Source organism: Flavobacterium sp. P21, from assembly GCF_050632225.1.
In the GTDB taxonomy this organism is placed as follows: Bacteria; Bacteroidota; Bacteroidia; order Flavobacteriales; family Flavobacteriaceae; genus Flavobacterium.
On record NZ_CP192585.1, the window covers coordinates 4589066 to 4610807 of the forward strand.

The 21742-nt window shown below is 34.8% G+C and carries 16 protein-coding genes and 2 pseudogenes; 9 read left to right on the forward strand and 9 right to left on the reverse strand.

Annotated elements, in window-relative coordinates; all coding sequences use genetic code 11:
* The first annotated feature begins 15 nt into the window (after positions 1-15).
* The 4 genes from ACQ9BO_RS23005 (at position 16) to ACQ9BO_RS23020 (ending at position 4585) form a co-directional block, all read left to right on the forward strand.
* Entirely contained in the window at positions 16-1521 is a 1506-nt protein-coding gene (locus ACQ9BO_RS23005) for an OmpP1/FadL family transporter (protein ID WP_431242632.1), read from the forward strand.
* A gap of 224 nt (positions 1522-1745) precedes the next feature.
* Complete coding sequence (rimO, locus tag ACQ9BO_RS23010; protein ID WP_431242633.1) at positions 1746-3059, forward strand: 30S ribosomal protein S12 methylthiotransferase RimO; 1314 nt, start codon at positions 1746-1748, stop codon at positions 3057-3059.
* A gap of 90 nt (positions 3060-3149) precedes the next feature.
* Entirely contained in the window at positions 3150-3644 is a 495-nt protein-coding gene (locus ACQ9BO_RS23015; protein WP_431242634.1) for a hypothetical protein, read from the forward strand.
* Between the two features lie 35 nt (positions 3645-3679).
* The gene (locus ACQ9BO_RS23020; protein WP_431242635.1) at positions 3680-4585 is read left to right on the forward strand and encodes an N-acetylmuramoyl-L-alanine amidase; all 906 of its coding nucleotides are present in this window, start codon (positions 3680-3682) and stop codon (positions 4583-4585) included.
* Between the two features lie 442 nt (positions 4586-5027).
* Here ACQ9BO_RS23020 and ACQ9BO_RS23025 read toward each other — a convergent pair whose 3' ends face one another.
* The 9 genes and pseudogenes from ACQ9BO_RS23025 to ACQ9BO_RS23065 all read right to left on the reverse strand — a co-directional run bounded on the left by ACQ9BO_RS23025 (position 5028) and on the right by ACQ9BO_RS23065 (position 15969).
* Entirely contained in the window at positions 5028-6023 is a 996-nt protein-coding gene (locus tag ACQ9BO_RS23025) for an outer membrane beta-barrel protein (protein WP_431242636.1), read from the reverse strand.
* Between the two features lie 595 nt (positions 6024-6618).
* Positions 6619-6900, reverse strand: a complete 282-nt coding sequence (locus ACQ9BO_RS23030) for a cellulase family glycosylhydrolase (RefSeq protein WP_431242637.1) — start codon at positions 6898-6900, stop codon at positions 6619-6621.
* Positions 6860-7582 carry a glycoside hydrolase family 5 protein gene (locus ACQ9BO_RS23035; RefSeq protein WP_431242638.1) on the reverse strand — a complete coding sequence of 241 codons (723 nt, stop codon included), beginning with the start codon at positions 7580-7582 and terminating at the stop codon, positions 6860-6862. The genes ACQ9BO_RS23030 and ACQ9BO_RS23035 overlap by 41 nt, the downstream gene beginning before the upstream one ends.
* Before the next feature lie 10 nt (positions 7583-7592).
* Positions 7593-8825 (reverse strand): glycoside hydrolase family 27 protein, encoded by a 1233-nt coding sequence (locus ACQ9BO_RS23040; RefSeq protein WP_431242639.1) that lies wholly within the window; start codon positions 8823-8825, stop codon positions 7593-7595.
* Between the two features lie 95 nt (positions 8826-8920).
* Complete coding sequence (locus ACQ9BO_RS23045) at positions 8921-9955, reverse strand: IPT/TIG domain-containing protein (RefSeq protein WP_431242640.1); 1035 nt, start codon at positions 9953-9955, stop codon at positions 8921-8923.
* 20 nt (positions 9956-9975) lie between these two features.
* The gene (locus ACQ9BO_RS23050) at positions 9976-11574 is read right to left on the reverse strand and encodes a RagB/SusD family nutrient uptake outer membrane protein (protein ID WP_431242641.1); all 1599 of its coding nucleotides are present in this window, start codon (positions 11572-11574) and stop codon (positions 9976-9978) included.
* Positions 11575-11586: 12 nt separating this feature from the next.
* Positions 11587-12126: a hypothetical protein gene (locus ACQ9BO_RS23055; protein ID WP_431242642.1), complete on the reverse strand. Its 540-nt coding sequence runs from the start codon at positions 12124-12126 to the stop codon at positions 11587-11589.
* Positions 12116-14779 carry a SusC/RagA family TonB-linked outer membrane protein gene (locus ACQ9BO_RS23060; RefSeq protein ID WP_431242643.1) on the reverse strand — a complete coding sequence of 888 codons (2664 nt, stop codon included), beginning with the start codon at positions 14777-14779 and terminating at the stop codon, positions 12116-12118. The genes ACQ9BO_RS23055 and ACQ9BO_RS23060 overlap by 11 nt, the downstream gene beginning before the upstream one ends.
* A gap of 311 nt (positions 14780-15090) precedes the next feature.
* Positions 15091-15969, reverse strand: a pseudogene (locus ACQ9BO_RS23065) (AraC family transcriptional regulator).
* 378 nt (positions 15970-16347) lie between these two features.
* Between ACQ9BO_RS23065 and ACQ9BO_RS23070 the strand changes: the two are divergent.
* From ACQ9BO_RS23070 to ACQ9BO_RS23090, 5 genes and pseudogenes are all read left to right on the forward strand, one after another.
* On the forward strand, positions 16348-17400 hold the full coding sequence (locus ACQ9BO_RS23070) for a glycoside hydrolase family 26 protein (RefSeq protein WP_431242644.1): 1053 nt from the start codon (positions 16348-16350) through the stop codon (positions 17398-17400).
* 122 nt (positions 17401-17522) lie between these two features.
* Complete coding sequence (locus tag ACQ9BO_RS23075; protein ID WP_431242645.1) at positions 17523-18830, forward strand: MFS transporter; 1308 nt, start codon at positions 17523-17525, stop codon at positions 18828-18830.
* Between the two features lie 29 nt (positions 18831-18859).
* Positions 18860-20051 (forward strand): annotated as a pseudogene (locus ACQ9BO_RS23080) (glycoside hydrolase family 130 protein).
* Between the two features lie 6 nt (positions 20052-20057).
* Positions 20058-21248 carry an AGE family epimerase/isomerase gene (locus tag ACQ9BO_RS23085; protein ID WP_431242646.1) on the forward strand — a complete coding sequence of 397 codons (1191 nt, stop codon included), beginning with the start codon at positions 20058-20060 and terminating at the stop codon, positions 21246-21248.
* A gap of 44 nt (positions 21249-21292) precedes the next feature.
* Positions 21293-21703 carry a hypothetical protein gene (locus tag ACQ9BO_RS23090; RefSeq protein ID WP_431242647.1) on the forward strand — a complete coding sequence of 137 codons (411 nt, stop codon included), beginning with the start codon at positions 21293-21295 and terminating at the stop codon, positions 21701-21703.
* The last annotated feature ends 39 nt before the right edge of the window (positions 21704-21742 follow it).

Genomic DNA, 21742 nt, shown 5'->3' on the forward strand with positions numbered 1-21742 from the left:
TAAAAACCAAAACAGATGAAAAAAATATTCTTCCTTTTTACTATAGGACTATCTTTTAGCGCGCTACATTCACAAGAAGTATCTGATGCTGTACGCTATGCCCAAGACAACTTAACAGGAACAGCAAGATACCGAGCCATGAGCGGTGCATTTGGAGCAGTTGGAGGAGATTTGTCAGCCCTAAATGTCAATCCGGCTGGATCTGCTGTATTCAACAACAATCAAATTGGGGTTTCTTTTAGTAATCAAACCAAGAAAAACAACTCCAATTATTTCGGAACCGAAACCAGCGACAAAGACAATTCCTTTATCTTGAATCAAGCTGGAGCTGTTTTTGTTTTCCATGACCATAATCCAAACAATAATTGGAAAAAAATTGCCATTGGAACAACTTACGAAAACACTAATAATTTCAATAATAACATCTTTTCTGCCGGAACAAATCCGAGAAATTCGATTGATCAGTACTTTTTGACTTACGCAAATGGAATTCCATTAGGAAATATAACCACTATCCCATATCGAGATCAGTACTATGACGAGCAACAAGCCTATTTTGGATACAGAGGCAAAGTAATTTATCCAGTTAATCCAAATGACAACAACAACACTCAGTATGTTTCTGGCGTTCCTGCGGGCGGTAATTATTATCAAGAGAACGAAATTTATACCTCTGGATACAATAGTAAATTGACTTTCAACATTGCTACTTCATATAAGGATAGAATATATTTTGGAGCTAACTTAAATGTACACATTACAGACTACAGAAGATCGAGCAGTTTTTATGAAGACAATAGCAACCCGTTAGAAGCTCGTGAAACAATATCGAATTTACGTTTCAACAATGACTTATATACTTACGGAAACGGATTTTCTTTTCAATTAGGAGCCATTGCTAAAGTTACTGATGGCTTAAGACTTGGTGTTGCATACGAATCAAATACCTGGTATGATCTATATGATGAAGTTGCACAAAGTTTATCAACAACAAGACAAGCCGCAGGCGGTCCAGAAATACGTGAAAATGTTAATCCGAATTTGATTAACGTTTATGATCGATATACTTTGCAAACACCTGATAAATTTACTTTCAGTGGTGCTTATGTTTTCGGAAAATCAGGCTTAATCAGTGTTGATTATTCTATTAAAAATTACGGAAACACAAAATATAAACCAACAAGCGACCCAGGATTCAGAGGATTGAATGCAGATATGAGCAATCAATTGACATCAAATGGAGAATTAAGAATTGGTGCTGAATACAAAATCCAAAGAGTAAGCCTTCGTGGAGGTTACCGTTTTGAAGGAAGCCCTTACAAAGACGGAACTACAATTGGTGATTTAAAAAGCTACTCAGGAGGTTTGGGATATAGCTTTGGCGGCACAAAATTAGATTTAGCTTATTCTTATATGGAAAGAAAATCAAATCAAGGATTTTTCGCAACAGGATTCACCGATGGAGCCAACATTACTTCAAAACTAAACAATGTAACTCTTACTTTATTATTTGAATTGTAATTAAAAATCAAAATAGATGATTGAAGATTTCCGTCAAGTTCTTTTCTTGACGGATTTTTTTAGCTGTAACAAAAGTGACATCTTTTATATCCTCTTGAGAACTATCGAGATTACAAAAGACATGACAAACAGCAGGATCAGCTTCATAAAAAACACCTAAAAGAAACCGAAATAAGCGGTGATTGAATAAAAAAGTGTAATTTTGCACTCCAATTTATAAAAGTATGAGAACCAAGTCTTTAAAAAAGAACAAAATTAACGTAATCACTCTTGGGTGTTCAAAAAATGTTTATGACAGTGAAGTCCTTATGGGACAGTCGCGTGCAAATGGAAAAGAAGTTGAACACGAAGCTCCTGCAGAAAAAGAAGGAAACATTATTGTAATTAACACTTGCGGTTTTATTGATAATGCAAAAGCCGAATCTGTTAACATGATTTTGGAATATGCCGATAAAAAAGATAAGGGATTAGTTGACAAAGTTTTTGTTACTGGATGTCTATCTGAACGTTACAGACCAGACTTAGAAAAAGAAATCCCGAATGTAGATCAATATTTTGGAACAACTGAATTGCCACAATTATTAAAAGCTTTAGGCGCCGATTATAAACATGAATTATTAGGAGAACGCTTAACAACAACTCCAAAAAACTATGCTTACTTAAAAATTGCTGAAGGTTGCGACAGACCTTGTAGTTTTTGCGCTATTCCGCTTATGCGTGGTTCTCACGTTTCTCAGCCAATTGAAAAATTGGTCAAAGAAGCTGAAGGTTTGGCAAAAAATGGCGTAAAAGAATTAATTTTGATTGCTCAAGACTTAACTTATTATGGTCTTGATCTCTACAAAAAGAGAAATCTTGGAGAACTTTTAGAAGCATTAGTCAAAGTTGAAGGAATTGAATGGATTCGTTTGCATTATGCTTTCCCAACTGGTTTCCCGATGGATGTTTTGGAAATCATGAAACGCGAGCCGAAAATCTGTAATTATATTGACATTCCGTTGCAACATATTTCTGATTCTATCTTAAAATCAATGCGTCGCGGCACAACTCAAGCCAAAACGACTCAATTATTGAAAGATTTCCGCGCTTCGGTACCAGGAATGGCTATCAGAACGACTTTGATTGTGGGATATCCAGGTGAAACTCAAGAAGATTTTGAAATCCTGAAAGATTTTGTTCAAGAAATGAAATTTGACAGAATGGGATGTTTTGCTTATTCGCATGAAGAAAATACGCATGCTTATTTATTGGAAGATGACGTTCCGGATGATGTAAAACAGGCCAGAGCAAACGAAATAATGGAATTACAATCACAAATTTCTTGGGATTTAAACCAAGAAAAAGTTGGCAAAGTTTTCAAATGCATCATTGACAGAAAAGAAGGCGCACATTTTGTTGGCAGAACTGAGTTCGACAGTCCGGATGTTGACAACGAAGTCTTGATTGATGCCTCTAAACATTATGTAAAAACTGGTGAATTTGTTAATATCAAGATAATTGAAGCAACAGAATTTGATTTATACGGAGAACCTGCTTAAATTTACGCTAACTATTATCAATTTAGATAAAAACTAATTATGAAACCTACGAACATTTTTTTCTTTTGATTTTTGCTTTGTGCTGTGTTAATGCGAGCATCAGCTCAATATGGTGGTTATAATAGCGGCTATGGCGGAGGCTATGGAGGTTACGGACGCGGTGGCGGAATGGGTATGGACAGAAGCATGATGGCTGGGCCACAAAGCACTCCAAGCAAGCCAAAAGAAATTCCTGCAGAAGAAACTGTTGCGAAAATCGTTGAACAAATGAGACCTGAACTTAAGCTTGATGATCTTCAAGCTATCGCTATCACTAACGCTTTAGCAGACAGTATTAGAGAACAAGGTGTTCTTTTGAAAAATGAAAGCAGTAGCCAAGAACAAAAAATTGAACAAATTAACGCTTTAAGAGAAAGTACTACTAAAAAAGTAAATGCATTTTTGAGTGCTGAGCAAATAGAAAAGTACAAAGAATTTATGGCCAATTTCAAAGGAGTTCAAAAAGAAAAATCAAAAAAGAAAAAAGACTCTAAAGATCATAAAGAAGCAACCGAAGAAGAAAAAACAAAAAAAGCTGAAGAATAACATTAAAAAAACTTCATCTCAAAATGTAAATGACCATGATAAAAAAACATTTATGTTATTTGGTTTTAGCAATTATAATAACTTCTTGCTCTACAAATCCATATAAAAGCACTGAAAAGGTTTACGATCAACAGCTTAAGACTTTAGAAAACCAAATCACGAGTAAAGATCCTCAAGCAATTCCGGCAATTAGTCCAGTTGTAATTGACACTACTTACGTCGCTCAATTAGGCATTGTAAAAGATACTTTATCAAAAACAGGTTCTACTCATTTAGTAAACGGCATCACAACTGAGTGGATTGGAACTGTAAATTTCAATTTAAGAAAACCAAGCTTTATCATCATTCATCATACAGCTCAGGATTCTCTTAAACAGACCATAAATACTTTTACAAAAACCAAAACACAAGTAAGCGCTCATTATATTATTTCGGAAAACGGAAAAGTTGTGCAAATGCTTAATGATTATTTAAGAGCATGGCATGCAGGAGCATCAACTTGGGGAAAAAATACGGATATCAATTCAAGCTCAATCGGAATTGAATTAGATAATAATGGATTCAAACCTTTTACAGAAAGCCAAATCAGTAGTCTTGTTGCTCTTTTGACAAAACTGAAAAAAGATTACAATATTCCGACTCAAAATATAATAGGTCATTCTGATATTGCTCCTGGAAGAAAACAAGATCCAAGCGCTTTATTTCCATGGAAAACATTAGCTGAAAAAGGTTTCGGAATTTGGCCGGATGAAGTTTTAGAAGAGGCTCCTTTTGATTTTAAAATCGAGCCGGCTCTGAGAATCATTGGCTACAACACAAAAAATCTTTCAGCCGCAATTATGGCTTTTAAGTTGCATTATATTCAAACTGATGTAACTCCAACGCTAGACCGAAAAACAATAGATACTATTTACTCGATTTACAAAAAACAAGTTCAGTAATAGTTCCACACAAAATTAAAGAGGCTGTTTTACAACAAAAACAGCCTCTTTTTTTATCCCCTTAGCTTGCTTGGCCCGCGGATCAAACAGATGTCACAGGTTATCACTGTTGTTTTTTTACCTGTACAAATCCGTTTAATCTGCGTCATTTGCATGCCATCTCAATATGTGTTATTCGAAAATATCTTTTATTAAACAAAAAGACACACTGCTGTACGCCTCTACCCCAACAAACATTCCAACAATAACGACAACAAAGTTCAAACCTGAAACTTGGAACTTGAAACCTGTTAAAATAAAAAAGTCGCCAAAACATTAATCTGTTTCGACAGCTCCAAAAAAAAAAAATATCAATCTTTATCTCTAGAAAGAGTATGTTGTAGCTATAAGACCATAGAAAGATCCACCTGTTGGCATTGCATCACTATCTAAAAAGATATCTTCAGATGCGAGCATCGTATCTTAACTCAGGAATTATAGTCAGTTTTCCAACTTTGTAATTTAAAGAAACTGTGTTTGCAAAAACACTTGAACCTGTTAAAGTTCCTAAACTTGGCGCAAGATCTTTAGCATCAAAATATTCCATTCTGTAAGCTAATAATAATGATGGAGAGAATGAGTAATTTGCGTATCCTACTAATGAGAACCATTCTCCATCTAAATCGCTGTCAAAATCATTTTTTGTTTTAGCATAAGTAGCATTGAATCCAAGACCAAAACTATCGCTTATTGTTTTAGACGCTACAAAATCGATTTGCGTTTTATTTTCGTCAGATGCCGGGTTGGCGCTTCCTGAAGTAAAGTTCAAATAAGCACTTCCTGTTTCACCAATGTATCCAACTTGCCCGATATATGTTTTTTGAGTAGAACCTGCATCCATCGCCGATTTAAAATCTGTTGGATTAGTGATTCCAAACATTGCTGTAAATTTCCCTGAAGTATATTGCGCTTTTACCCCCGTATTAAAGAAAGGTCCATAAGAGAAAGCATATGACATACTGTAGTTTTTATTATCGACAGCGTCTAGAACTTCATATCCTATATGAGTACCAAAACTACCGGCAACAAATTTAAATTTTTCAGTAACATTATAAGTAAAGAACAATTGTTTAATCAAGAATTTTGCATTTATATCTTTATCTGTTGTTTCATTGTATGAAAATTCGCCGGCTCTTTTTCCGAATCCTAAGTCTACAAAAACAGAAGCTTTTCCGAAAGTGTGACCAGCTTCTATAGACGCCATTCCTAGTTCAAATGAATTCTGAGAGTTGGTAAAGCTCGTTAATCCATTCATTTGTTTCGAAAAATCGTATTTATAGTACGCATCTGCTGATCCGCCCCATGTCGTCGCTGGTGAAGTTGCTGTTTCTGTATCATCTTGAGCAAAAGCAAAAGAACTCGTTAACATCGCGGCAAAAATGTGTAATACTTTTTTCATGTTTTAATTGGTTTTTGGTTATTAATTGATTCTGGTTAGTTAATCTTTATATAGCTGTAATTAATAGTATATGTCAATTCTAAAATCCCTCATCACCCTCAAAAAACCCCTTCATTTTCATTAGCGAATTTATTAACTTTTGTATGAGTAGAACAATCCAAAAGTACTTTTTTGACGTTTTAGAAGCAGAATTATGGATTACAAAAATTAAGCAAGCAATAATCGTTATTTGATATTTATACGGATTCATTTTTGAAAATTCAACAATGCTATTTTACCATTTACACCCCTAAAATTGTATAAAAAATGAAATACAAACAAAAAATACATCGAAAAAAGCACTAAAAAATGCATCAAAAAACCATAAACCCCATTTTTTTAGGGGTATAACTAAAAAACATATAAAATATATTTTTTAGACAAAAAATAAGCACCTTTAGAAAACCTTTGTTTTTTGAAAACAAAATTCCTACAAAAATAGACTTACAAAAACAATCAAAACCTCTTAATCGCTATGGGCATTTTTTTGATTTTAAAACAGAAAAAAGCCTGTTCAAAAAATGAACAGGCTTATAAAAGAAACAAGATAATTGCACTACTCGTGCGTATTATATTTTTTCAAAAACTCCCTAACCTTGATTCCCGATTCTTTCAAATCTTCATCTTTCCACTTCCCTTCAGACTTTGCCGATTTATTTAGAATGGAGCAAGTTTCGTCCTTATCCGAAACTGACCATGTAATCCAGCTAAGCTTTCTGGCTTCCATCCAGTCAATGTATTCTTGCCAGGCTTGCATGTTTAACGGCCCATCACCTGAAGCTTCCATTCCTGCAGATTCAGAAATAAAAACAGGCAATCCTTTTTTGATTGCTCGCATCAGTTCGATCTCGCAATTCTTTTCCATGAGTTGCCGCATAAAAATGCATGGTGTACATTATATTAGAATATCCGATGATAGGATCTTCTGCAGGAAGATTGATATCTTGATCCCAATGTGGACACCCAACTAAAATGACATTATTAGGATCATTTTCCCTAATTACACGTATTATTTCTTCTGCATATGTTTTAACCTCCCACCAAGTTTCATAATCCGGCTCATTAAACACCTCGTATATTATATTAGGATATTTAGCATATTTCTTTGACATCTCTGCAAAAAAAGCTGAAGCTTCTTTCAAATTAATATTATGACTGTGCCAATCGATAATTACATAAATATCTGATTTGATGGCGCCATTTACAACCGCTTCAATCTTTTCTTTTGCGAATTGCGGATCCTTCATGTAAGACCACTCCCCCAACTCAATTCCCGTTGCGGCCCTGACAACATTGCAATTAAAATCTTTCTTTAGCCAGCTTACTGCTTTTTCATTATAAAATCTCGGCCACATGCTATGCCAGCCAAAACTCAATCCGCGCAAGACAATTGGATCGTTATTTTTATCGACTAATTGAGTTTCTTTGACACTTAACTGACCGTGTTTTTTTACAAACTGAGCCTGTATATTGCCAGCAATTACCAACAAAACAAGAATAAAACATGCTTTTAATTTCATAATTTAAGATTTAAGGCGTTAATCGAAGTGTAATTACATCATGAGAAGCAAGATCTGAAATAAAATTCTTTTTAGTCGTCCCAATTTCTTTGTTTTTCCAAAGATCTTTTATTTTATAAGTCACTTTATTAAAATCAGCTTCATAGCCAAAATCTGCATCCTTGATTATATTCTTTTTAAAATCGAAATTGACTTTCTTAGCAACATCGCTTCTATTTAAAAAAGTAATTGCCCAACTCCCATCTGACAAAGGCTTAACCCAAACTTCCAAACCATCTTCTGCCAAATATTTAAAACCCTGAATTCCTAATTTATCCTGATTTACAGCAATTAGATCTTTATTAGTCAAAATCGCCAATGTTTCTTTTGACATTTTTCGATAATCATTTCCTGTAAACAATGGCGATGAAAGCATGCACCACATTGCAAAATGCGCTTTATCTTCGGTATCATTCATTTCGTTTCCAACTTCCATCATATCAAAATCATTCCAATGATCCGGACCAGAATATTTACGAATATCTTTTCGCATTTCTGCAATTTTCATAAATCCCCAAGACGACCAATTTTCCGGATGCTTGAATTCGCAATCAAAACAAGGATAAATATCGCCCGAAATCCTCCAAAGATTTCCAACAGGTTTCCCCCATTCCCATGGCTGATTATCTCCCCATTCGCATAAACTGAAAACAATTGGCCTTCCAGCAGTTTTTAACGCATTGCTCATTGTTGTGTAAGCTTCGGGAGCTGTAATTCCTTTAGTGTTGCACCAATCGTATTTAAGGAAATCTATTCCTAATTTAGCATAAAATCGAGCATCTTGATATTCATAGCCACGCGTTCCTGGATATCCCGCGCAAGTTTGAGTTCCGGCGCAATTGTATAAGCCAAATTTCAAACCTTTACTATGTACATAATCAACAATTGCTTTCATTCCGCTAGGAAATTTAACTGGATCAGGAATTAAATCACCATTTGCATCACGCTCGTGTGTCATCCAGCCGTCATCCAAAACAATATAATTGTAACCCGTCATCGCCAATCCAGATGAAACCATAATATCTGCCGTTTCTTTTACCAGCTTTTCATTGATGTCTGTTCCAAAGGTATTCCAAGAGTTCCACCCCATTGGTGGCGTCATTGCCAAACCTTCAAATTTCCCTCCTGTTTGATTATGTGTATTTCCTTGCGCAAAACCCAGACACGAAACAAACAAAAAAAGTATTGAAATAATCTTTCTCATTATTAAAATTTCAAAAATTAATTATTCTAAAAAAATATTCCCTAATCACTTAATTAGGGAATATTTCAACAAAACTCAAACCAAAATATTGCTTACTATTTCAAAACAAATCCCATGTCATCCATAAGAATTGTGTTGCCACCAAAATTTCCTGATTCCTGAAGCGTCAACTGATCGAAAGTTGTTGGATTTCCAATATCAGAGAATGGAATCTCAATTGTTGTCCATTGTGATGTTATTGTTTTTTTGATTTGATATGCCCAACCTCCAAAAACAAATATCACACTTGCGGCAGTATTCGTCGAAACGCTCTTCACTTTCACTCTGAATGCTTTATATTTTGAAATATCTCTCGAATTGAACTTCATATCAGCTCCATTCCATCCTCCAAAAACAAATTTAATTGCCGCTTCACCCTGAACTTTATCGTCTTTGAAATTTGTATCAAAAGTATCTGCGCCATTCCACATCCAGTGTCCAGCATCTCCTTGCAAGATATCATCATACAAAGCTGACCCAACAGCCTCTTCAGAAGTTGTAGAACCTGAAATATTTGTCACGGTCACATATTTATCTGTAGCATTTGCAGGCATTTTAAATTTAATTTCTGTCAATGTTGAAGAAATAACCGGCACATCTATTGTTCCTACTTTTACTGTTGGATTCAAGAAATAATCACCATAAACCGTTACAATATCACCAGTCGCTGCATTAATTGAATTATAGCTGTTGAATTTTGGCGTTGGTGGCGCCACCACAAAGTCGTATAAAATTGTTCCCTGCTTAGTAACCAATTTTAATTTATTGCTAGAATTTGCATAAGGTGTTTTCTCGTCAATCAATACAAATATTGCAGTATCTGTCACTAATGTTGGATTGAAATAGGTATCAAAATCATTAAAATAGATTTTTGTCACAGTTGAAAGTCCAGTTCCTTGAATGATATAGTAATTTTTAGGATCACCCACCGTTACCGGAACCAAAGTTCCTTCTTTTGATAACGAAACACTTGTAATTACAGGTCCACCTCCACTACTTGAAGCTTCATCATTACTACAAGATGAAAACACTCCCAGTACCATAAATGCCATGATAAAAGGCAAAAGGTATTTTATTTTTATATTTTTCATAGTTGTCAAATTTTAAGTAATTATTTAAAAGTGTACGGAACTGGCGCTTGCAATAACTTAGGATTTTTAGCCACCTCATTGTCCGGATAATCCATATAGAAATCATTTGTTGCATGATCCTCACTATAAACTGGCGTGTAATGACGCTCAGCATATCTGTCTCCTCTATTTTGCGCCGACATAATTGCGATAGCTTTGTTTTTGTCAATACGGCCTAGATCAAACCAATAATCACCTTCAAAACACAATTCTTTTCTTCTTTCTAAAAAGATATCATCAAAAGTAATTGACGTTAAATTTGCCAAACCAGCTCTCTTTCTCACAGCATTAATTGAGCTTAAAGCGCTAGCATCTGTAGTACTTGCATTTGCTCCTAAAATTGCTTCAGCGTGAATAAGAAGCAACTCAGCATAACGCATTACATACGTATTATTATCCATCATCGCCCATGCATCGGCTTGACCGGTAGCGCTTCCGTTTACAATACCAATACAGTATTTTTTAATTCCACCGCCAGATGCCTGAGCCAAATCTTTTCCAGTTGGAACTGTAAAACCGATACCTTGTGTAGTTTTGATATTTGGATAAGAATCCCCGCCTATCATAACTGTTTCATGCTTTCTCACATCTCCAGCTCCATATAAAGAAAGAAGCACTTCTTGACTTGGACCAAAAACTCCCGCATAAGAAGCATTTGATGTAGATAATGTTCCGTCTTGGAATCCAAACTGTGTGTTACAGTTGTTTGCAGAACCATACGCTCCATCACCTTTCCATTGAATAGCGAAAATAGATTCTTCGTTATTATTGTTTGGATAAGTAAACAAATCCCCAAAACTTTTCGTCGGCAATTGATCACCTCCTAACAATTTAAATTCTCCGTCGCTGATTACAGCTTCTGCCATTGCTTTTGCATTTGCATAATCTTTTTGGTACAAATACACTTTAGCCAACATTGCTCGTGCAGAACCTTTAGAAACGTGTCCGTTATTAGCATAATTAGTTCCTCTGGTTTTAGTAGCCAACAATTCAATTGCTTTTAGATAATCCATTGTGATTAATTTATAAATATCAGCAACTGTATTTGTATTTACATAAGGGTTGCTGGTATAATCAAGCGGATTTTCAATAATTGGCACTGGTCCCCAAAGCCTTACCAAATCAAAATAAGCCGTAGCTCTCATGAAATATGCTTCTCCAATTGTATTATCTAAAACTGTTTTATCAACGTCTGGACCTACTCTGGCGACCAAAAAGTTAATAATCATATTAGACTGTTGCACATTTGCCCATAATGACGACCAACCATTTACTAGTTCAGGATCACTCCCGTTTAGTGAAAATGTTCTTAATCCGCTTACGTCAGGAGAACCAGAATACATGTTTCCAGAACCCACTTCAAGCGCCCACCAAAACTTGTTATACATTTGAAACCAAGTCCTGCTGTACATACCATTTGTAGCCGATGAAACTTGATCGTTTGTACTGTAATATGAATCTAAACTTATTCCATCTTCAGAAGGTCTGTCTGTAAAATCATCTGAACATGACGCAAAAGTCAGAAATGCTGTTGCTATTAAAAGCAAACTATATCGAGTTAAAAAAGATTTCTTTTTCATTTTTTTAAATTTTTAAAATTCTAAGTTAAGACCAACTAAAAACGTTCTTGCAATTGGATATCTTCCGTTGTCAATTCCTGACAAAAGCACATTTTGATTAAATGAACCAATCTCTGGATCGTAACCTGAATATTTAGTAAACGTGTATAAATTTTGAGCAGATCCGTATAATCTTAATCTTGAAATTTTATATTTTGAAATAACATCCTGTGGCAAAGAATATCCTAACGTAACGTTTTGAATTCTCAAATAAGAACCATCTTCAACATAACGGTCAGAAATCAGCAAGTTAGTATTTGAAGCATCAGCAAGTGGTCTTGGATTATTACTTGCCGTGTTTGTAGAAGAATAATAATCCATTGCATCAACTAACTGATTGTCATACAAAGAAGCATTAGTTGTTCCTGCTCTTTTTGTCAAGTTCATAACATCATTTCCATAAGATCCCTGAAGGAAAATAGAAAGATCTACATTTTTATATCTGAAATTATTTGTAAAACCGTAAGTGAATTTTGGATGCGGATTCCCGATAAACGTTTTATCAGCGAGCATCAATTTTTCCATCGCCATTTACATCAACATATTTCACATCTCCAAGCGAAGTTTCTCCAGCTCCAGTTCCAACAGCTTGACCAAATTGAAGTGGCGCTTTGTCCAAAACAGCTTGATCTTTAAAAATTCCGTCTGTTTTATATCCGTAGAACAATCCAATTGGATTTCCAACTGTAGTATTAGTAACAACAACAGGCTGATATCCGTTAGTATTTACTTCTTGAGTCAAGACAATTCCGTTTGCGATTTCATCCAAATTATTTTTGTAATGAGAAACCACCATTGAAGCATTCCAATTGAAATTCCCTGTAGATCTCATATCATAACCAAGAGTCAAATCAAAACCTTTATTGCTCATTGTACCTAAATTAGAATAAGGTGCAGAAACTCCTCCGTATTGACCTCCACCTCCAGTTAAGTAAAGCGGCAATGGCACTTGGAACAAGAAACCTTCTGATTTTTTGTCATAAACATCAAAACTTGCAGAAAGTTTGCTGTCAAACAACGTAAAGTCGATACCAATATTGGTTTGGTTTAATGATTCCCAAACTAAATTTGGATTTGGATAATTTGACGGTAAAAATCCGCTTCCTAATCCTGAATTTTGAGTTCCTAACATTGCAGAATAACTGTTGTTTGGAATTTGCTGATTTCCAGTCTCTCCGTAACCAATTCTAAATTTAATATTGTCAACATATTTGCGTGTTCCTTCCATAAAAGGCTCGCTAGATAATCTCCAAGAACCAGAAATCGCATTGAAAACACCTTTTTGATTGTCTGTAGTTGGGTCAAATTTAGACGAAACGTCCTGTCTGATTGAAGCCGTAATACTGTACTTATCATTGAAATCATAAATAATACGAGCAAAAAGAGACGAAAGTGATGCGCTACCTTTATATTGAGTAACTGTATTATTATCTACATCAGCTAAATTAATAGTGTGAATTGAATTGGTTTTAAAGCCTTGCGCAGAAGCAATCAAACCTTCCCAATGAGAATCATTAGCTTCCTGACCTGCTAAAACTGTGAATTTATGTTTCCCAATAGTTTTATCGTAAGTCAATAAATTTTTGATGTTTGTAGAATACCAATTTTGTCTTCTTACATCAAGATCGGCTAATAAATTAGTTTGGCTTCCCCATTTGTACGATGGTCTAAAATCGTCGTTTTCAGAAAACTCAGTATTTGCGGCTAACTCGATACGGTATTTCAAACCTTTAACAATTTCAGCTTCAGCATAAACATTTCCAAGGAAATTTTTTCTAATCAATTTATTATCTCTAGTTAAAGCTTCAGCCACTGGATTATAATATGTAACACTTTGTTCTGATGATGGAGGTCCGGCAAAAGTTCCATCTACATTTCTAACTGGGATATCAGGAGATTGCAATAAAGTATTTGAAATCAAACCAGAGAAACTTTGGTTTACAGTAATTCTTTCATTTGTGATACCTCCTGTAAGGTTTCCTCCTACTCTCAACCAAGATTTGATTTTGGAATCTAAATTCAATCTTACTGTATATCTTTTTAATCCAGAGTTGATGATAGTTCCTTCGTTATCTAAATAACTTCCAGACAAATAATAGCTCGTTCCGTCTTTAGCACCAGAAAACGATAACTGATGGCTGTTTGAAATTGCTGTTCTATAAACCTCATCTTGCCAATTTGTTCCAGGCCCCAACAATTCAGGATGAGAAAATTCCTGACGCGTTTGAAAACCCCATAATTTTGCCAAATTTGTTTTTAAAGTCGCATATTCAGGCAAAGTCAAAACATCTAATTTATTTGCAACAGTAGCGAATGAAGTATAGTTTTCATAAGATACTTTTCCTGTTCCTTTTTTACCTTGTTTTGTAGTAATGATGATTACACCATTTGCACCTCTAGACCCGTAGATTGCTGTTGCAGAAGCATCTTTCAAAATATCCATAGATTCAATATCATTTGGATTAATCATAGAAAGTGGGCTCATTGCATTATTTCCGCTTCCTCCTGAAGAAGAAAAACCATCTTTTCCTGCTAAAGTCTGGCCACTTGTTGATTTTCCTGTAGCATCTCCAGAAATTGGCACACCGTCAATTACATATAAAGGCTCGTTTGTCCCTGTAATAGAAGTAGTTCCACGAACTCGTACAGAAGCCGCACCCCCAGGCTGTCCTGAATTGTTTGTTACCGAAACCCCAGCCGCTTTACCCTGAAGCATCTGATCAATAGAAACTTGTTTTAAATTTTCAATGTCTGTTGATTTTACTGAAGATATTGCACCGTTTACGTCTTTCTTTTTCTGAGTTCCGTAACCAATTACAACTACCTCTTTTAAATCTTCTGAACTAGATTGTAGCGTAATATTAATTTTTGTTCTACCACCAATAGCTATTTTTTGAGAATCAAATCCAATAAATGAAACTAATAAAGTTCCGTTTGCAGGAGCGTCGATTGTGTATTTACCGTCAAAATCTGTTGAGGCAGTAGTTTTTGTACCAACAACAGAAATGTTGGCTCCAGGAATGGTCAATCCCTTGTCATCAGAAACTACTCCTGATATTTTAACCTGAGCAGTAATAAAATTACTAGTCAGTAACAAGAATAAAATCAAAGGAACTGCTCTGTGGTTAGCATTCCAATGAATGAAGTTAGTCATTAGTTTTTTCATAATAAATGTTTGGTTAGTTTAAATTTGTTTTACTCATAATTAAGTAATAAAAAGGGTGTGATTTATTTTCTAAATTATTTAACAAATCTATAACAGAACAAAACATCAAATCGATAATATTATATCATTTAATGATAATATTTTTACTATATCAGTTTAAAAAAACACATATGAAAATAAAACCAAACTTTAATTGCATTTTTCGCAATGACACCTCTTAAATCACTACTTCTTATAAATAAAAATGAACGAATTTGCAAAAAGCAAACGATTTCGTTAAAAATAATATTTGTTTGTGAAAAAAAGTATCACTATAAAATGCGTTTCAATCCTGAAAATTCTTCACGATATTGACTAGGAGTACAATTTTTGGTAGCCTTAAAACTGCGGTTGAAGTTGGCGATATTATTGAAACCCGATTTAAAAGCGACTTCAGAAACACTCATATCTTTCTCAACCAGCCAGCGCGCCGCATATCCTATTCGAATATCATTAATATAATTGACAAAAGTTTTTCCGGTACGTTTTTTAATAAATCGGTTAAAAGAAATTATAGACATGCTTGCAACATTTGCGAGCATCTTCTAAAGTAATTTTGTCCGCAAAGTTTTTCTGAACATATTCATAAACCAGCTTCATTTTATCATAATCATCAAACGTATCATAATCTACTGTATATGTAGAAAGCAAACGCTGATTTCTAGAATTTGCCAGATCATATAATAAGGAAGTAATTTCCAAAAATAATCCATCCCGTCCAATTTAGAAAGCCTAACAAGCCTTGGCGTCAATTCTTCGGCTGTTTTTTTTGAAAAAAGAATCCCGTGAATAGATCTGTTAAACATATCTCGGATCGGATTCATGATTCGTCTTGAAAGCAAAGATTCATGAAACAAATCATTATGAAACTGTATTGTAATTTCGTGGATTTTTTTGCTGGTGCATTTATTCAATTCCCATCCGTGATATAAATTTGGGCCAATCAAAACCAATTCAACATTGTCAATTTCTTCAATATTATCTCCAACTACACGCTTCACTCCTTTTCCATTTAAGATAAAATTGATCTCAAATTCTGGATGATAATGAACAGGAAAATCAAAACTATCTTTAACTCTATCAAAAACCAAAAAACTATCTCCAGCCGAAAGTGGCGCGATTTCTCTATAAAAATTTTTAGCGTTGCTCATATCTTAAAAACTATTTCATGAAATAATTAGGTCATTTTTTGTTTGCAATAATATGATATATAATTGATAAAATAATATTAATTACAGAATAAACATCCAATTATCTTTGAAAAATAGAATTATCAATTTTATAAAAACTGTATTAATAATAAACATTAATCATTTTTTCTAGAATATCTTTTTATAGTTTTAATAATTTTATCTATAAAACCATGCTGAATTAACGATTGAAATTCACACTGTAAAAATCACGTGTTCAAGGCCTAATTCTGTGCAGATTACATAAAAAACCCAAATGAAAAAAACATACTTGCTGTCTTTATAACCGTAATTATAGGAACTTCATGCTCTTCAAAAAGCATTGTAAGTAATACTAATTTGTCACTTTCAGATAAAAAAGCGACACCTGAAACGGTTTTGTTATTCAAAAAACTAAACCAATTGGTTCAGAAAGGGTATCTTTTCGGACATCAGGATGACCTTGCTTACGGCGTAAACTGGAAGTATGAAAACGGCCGAAGCGATGTAAAAGAAACAGCAGGAGATTATCCAGCAGTTTATGGCTGGGATATTGCAGGTTTGGAAAAAGACGATTCTAAAAATATCGACGGCGTTCCTTTTGACAAAATGAAACAATACATAAAAGAAGCAAATGAACGTGGAGGAATTTCAACAATAAGCTGGCATTTTGACAATCCTGCAACAGGAAAAAATGCTTGGGACAATACTCCAAATTCTCTAAAAACGGTTTTGCCAGGTGGCGAAAATCATAAAAAATTCACTTCTTGGCTTGATAAAGCTTCCGTTTTCTTTTTGTCTTTAAAAGATAAAAAAGGAAAAAACATTCCGATACTTTTTAGACCTTATCATGAACTTACCGGAGGCTGGTTTTGGTGGGGAAAAGGAAATTGTACTCCTGAAGAATTCAAAGCTTTATGGAAATTCACTTTTGAATACCTTCAAAAAAAGGGCGTTCACAACTTAATTTACATTTACAACACAAGCAGTTTTGGCACAAAAGAAGATTTTCTTGCGAATTATCCAGGCGATAATTATGCCGATATTTTGAGCTTTGACAGTTATCAAAACAATGATGACAAAGACGGCAAAAAATTTATTGACGAAGTTCAAAAACAGCTTAAAATTGTAAACGAAATTGGTCTTGAAAAACACAAATTAATCGCCGTTGCCGAAGCCGGATACGAAGCAATTCCCGATCCTAAATGGTGGACTGGAACTTTAAACAAAGCCATTGGCGATTACAAAATATCATATGTTTTATTGTGGAGAAACCACGGTTGGCAGGAGAAAGAACAAAAAATGCACTATTACGCTCCGTTTTCAGGACAAGCGAGTGAAAAAGATTTTATAGATTTTTACAATCTTGACAAAACGCTGTTTGAAAAAGACATTCAAAAAGCTTCAAAATAACAACCAAATCTAAATTACAACCATTAAAAGAAACTCAATGCACGACAAAATTAACTTAAAAGAAAAAATCGGCTACGGTCTTGGAGACGTCTGCATCATCCATGTTCTGGAAAATTTTCAGCATGTATCTTCTCTTTTTCTACACCGATGTTTTCGGATTAGCGCCTGCTGTCGTAGGAACCATGTTTTTAATTACAAGAATCTGGGATTCCTGTTTTGACCCTATTGTAGGGATCATTGCCGACAGAACAAAAACAAAATGGGGAAAATTCAGACCCTATTTGCTGTGGGTTGCCGTACCTTTTGCCGTAATTGGAGTTTTGACTTTTTATACACCAGACTTTGATGAAAAAGGGAAAATCATCTACGCATACGTGACTTATTCGCTAATGATGATGATTTATTCCTTAATCAATGTTCCATATGCTTCACTTTTGGGTGTAATGTCATCAGACAGAAAGGAAAGAACCACTTTATCATCTTACAGAATGGTTTTTGCCTTTGGAGGAAGTCTTTTGGCACTTTGGCTGATAGAACCTTTAGTGAATTACTTTGGCGGAAGCCTTAATTCAAAAACGGGCTGGTTAATCACAATTGCCGTTTTCGGATTAATTACAACAGCATTTTTCTGGGCTTGTTTTTTCTTTACAAAAGAAAGAGTAAAACCAATTGAAAACGAAGAATCAAATTTAAAAGAGGATTTAAAAGATTTACTGCAAAACCGCCCTTGGTGGATTTTGTTAGGCGCAGGAATTGGAACTTTAGTTTTTAACTCTATCCGAGATGGCGCGGCCGTTTACTATTTCAAATATTATGTAAGCGACTCTATCAATTTCGATTTTTCACTTTTTGGAACTGATTTTCACATGACACCAACATCCATCTATTTGGTTTTGGGTCAAGCGGCAAATATTATCGGAGTGATTTTGGCAACGCCAATTGCAAACAAAATTGGGAAGAAAAAAACCTTTTTTGGCGCAATGGCTCTGGCTTCGATTTTAAGCATCATTTTCTATTTCTTCGGAAAAGAAGACATCTTCTTGATTATGACCTTCCAACTTTTAATCAGTATTTGTGCAGGTTGCATCTTCCCATTAATCTGGTCAATGTATGCAGACAGCGCTGATTATTCAGAATGGAAACAAGGACGAAGAGCTACTGGATTAGTATTCTCTGCTTCGTCAATGTCACAAAAATTCGGATGGACAATTGGTGGCGCTGGAGCTGGATGGCTTTTGGGTTATTATGGTTTTCAAGCCAATGTCGAACAAACTGCCACAGCGCAACACGGAATTCAATTAATGTTAAGCATCCTTCCTGCAATCGCGACATCAATATCAGTCGCTTTTATCCTATTCTATCCTTTATCAGAAGAAAAACTGCAAACTATAGAACAAGATTTAAACGAAAAAAGAGACCAAAAACTTTAAAAAAACAAATCAGACAGAAATAAAAACATATGGCAACAATACAATCTTCAGCTGTTTTTCAGGACCGAAAAGCAACATTAGAAAAAGAACATAAAACACTCATCGAGCAAAAAAATGCTCCCGAAGAAAATGCAGGAAACGGAATTTATCAGCGTTATCAAAATCCTGTTGTTACTGCGGCTCACGTGCCTTTGAACTGGCGTTTTGATTTAAACGAAAAAACAAATCCGTTTTTACAGGAAAGAATCGGAGTGAACGCCGCATTCAACGCCGGCGCAATGAAATGGAATGGAAAATATTTGCTTGCCGTGCGCGTTGAAGGAATCGACAGAAAATCATTTTTTGCTATCGCAGAAAGTCCAAACGGAATCGATAATTTCAAGTTTTGGGAAAAACCATGTGTAATTCCGCAAACAGAAGATCCAGATACAAACGTTTATGATATGCGTTTGATTAATCATGAAGACGGCTGGGTTTACGGCATTTTTTGTACTGAAAGAAAAGATCCAAAAGCTCCAAAAGGCGATACAAGTTCGGCTGTAGCCAATGCAGGAATTGTGCGTTCTAAAGATTTAGTGAATTGGGAAAGACTTCCAGATTTAATTTCGAACACAGGACAACAACGAAACGTAGTTCTGCATCCGGAATTCGTAAACGGAAAATATGCTTTATACACGCGTCCACAAGATGGTTTTATTGATGTAGGTTCAGGAGGCGGAATCGGTTTAGGATATGTTGAAGATATGATCAATCCAGTTGTAAAAGAAGAAAAAATTATTTTCGGAAAACAATACCACACTATTTACGAACTAAAAAATGGTCTTGGCCCTGCCCCTATCAAAACTGAAAAAGGCTGGTTGCATCTGGCACATGGCGTTCGTAATACTGCGAGCAGGTTTGCGTTACACTTTATACATGTTCATGACCGATTTAAATGATATTACAAAAGTAACGCACGTTCCAGCTGGCCATTTTATGGGCCCAGAAGGAATTGAAAGAGTTGGCGACGTATCAAATGTATTGTTTTCAAACGGATGGATCGAAGATGCTGACGGAACAGTTTACATTTATTATGCATCATCAGATACGCGAATGCATGTGGCAGTTTCATCAGTCGCAAAACTAATTGATTATGTTACAAATACCCCAGAAGATACTTTTATTTCTGCAGGTTCAGTAAAAACAATCATCAGCCAAATTGAAAAAAATAACGCAATATAATTCGTCGTGTCAGCAAAACTAAAGCAATTAAAATCTGAACTTTCAGCAGAACTTGATGCTATTTTAAAATATTGGTCAAAACATACGATCGATAATCAAAATGGCGGTTTTATTGGGCAAATTGATTTCAACGATCACATCCTCGCTAATTCTGAAAAAGGTGCGGTTTTAAATGCCCGAATTTTATGGTCTTTTTCTGCCAGTTATCAGGTTACTAAAAAAGAAGAACATAAAGAATTGGCTAAAAGAGCCTTCGAATTTCTTTCAAAATATTTTTATGATGCCGAATTTGGAGGATTATTTTGGAGCATAAATATAGACAAAACTCCAAAAGACACTAAAAATCAAATTTATGCGCTGGCTTTTGCGATCTACGGATTATCTGAATATTATGCTATTTCTAAAGATGAAAAAGCTTTAGAAATAGCCATCAATTTATACTTAAAAATTCAAGAAAATAGTTTTGACCCTGAAAATAAAGGCTATTTTGAAGCCTTCACACGCGATTGGCAAAATATTGACGATTTGCGTTTAAGTGAAAAAGACGCCAACGAAAAAAAGACAATGAATACACATTTGCATATTGTCGAAGCTTATGCCAATTTGTTCAAAGTCTGGAAAGATAAAACGCTCCAAAGTGATATTATTGGATTGCTTGAAACTATCCACAAGTATTTCATCAACACCAAAACTGGGCATTTACGTTTGTTTTTTGATGAAAACTGGGTCGAAAAACCAGATGTAATTTCATATGGTCATGATATTGAAGCCGCTTGGCTTTTATTGCAATGCGCGGAAGTATCTGAAGACAAAAGCTTGATTTCACGCTATCAGAAACACGCTGTTTTAATGGCAGAAGTTACAAAAGAAGGTTTGGATTCTGATGGCGGTTTATGGTACGAATTAGACCCAAAAAACAATGAATTAATCGCCGAAAAACATTGGTGGGTTCAAGCGGAAACTTTGATTGGTTTTTATAATGCCTACCAATTAACAGATGACGAAACGTATTTAGACATTGTTTTTAAAAATTGGGATTTCATTAAAAATTATATTATCGACAAACAAAACGGAGAATGGTTTTGGGGAATTTACCGAGATTATTCGTTGATTGAAAAAGACAAAGCAGGTTTCTGGAAATGTCCGTATCATAATAGCAGAGCCTGTTTGGAGCTTATTCAAAGAATACAAGATTAAGACATTTCGCACTCCAAATTTAGTATTGAATTAAAATATTGGTTATGAAAACACTATTCTTTTTTTACTTGCTATTTCTAATTACAATAACAAATGCACAAACCAATTTAATAAAAAATGGAGGATTTGAAACCGAGCTTCTTAATTGGAGAGGTGAAGAAAATGCCACGCTTTCTCCACTTGAAAAAAATTCGGAAAAAACAGTGCGAGCAATCAATCAATTTGTTGGTGCCGAGTGGAAAGCTTTAGATCAAATAATTACGTTGCCTAAAAACACTTTCGCTTTGGAATTCAGTGTTTGGATAAAATCTGATGCTATTGAAACTCAAAAAGAAGATTACAAATGTGGCGCGATGATCGTTGAATTTACGAACTCAGCTGACAAACAAATCATTGCAGAAAGAATTGCCCAAGCAACTGGTTCTACAAATTGGACCTTTTTCAAAAAAACATAAAAGTTCCTGCCGAAGCCAAGAAAATAAGAATCATGCTGG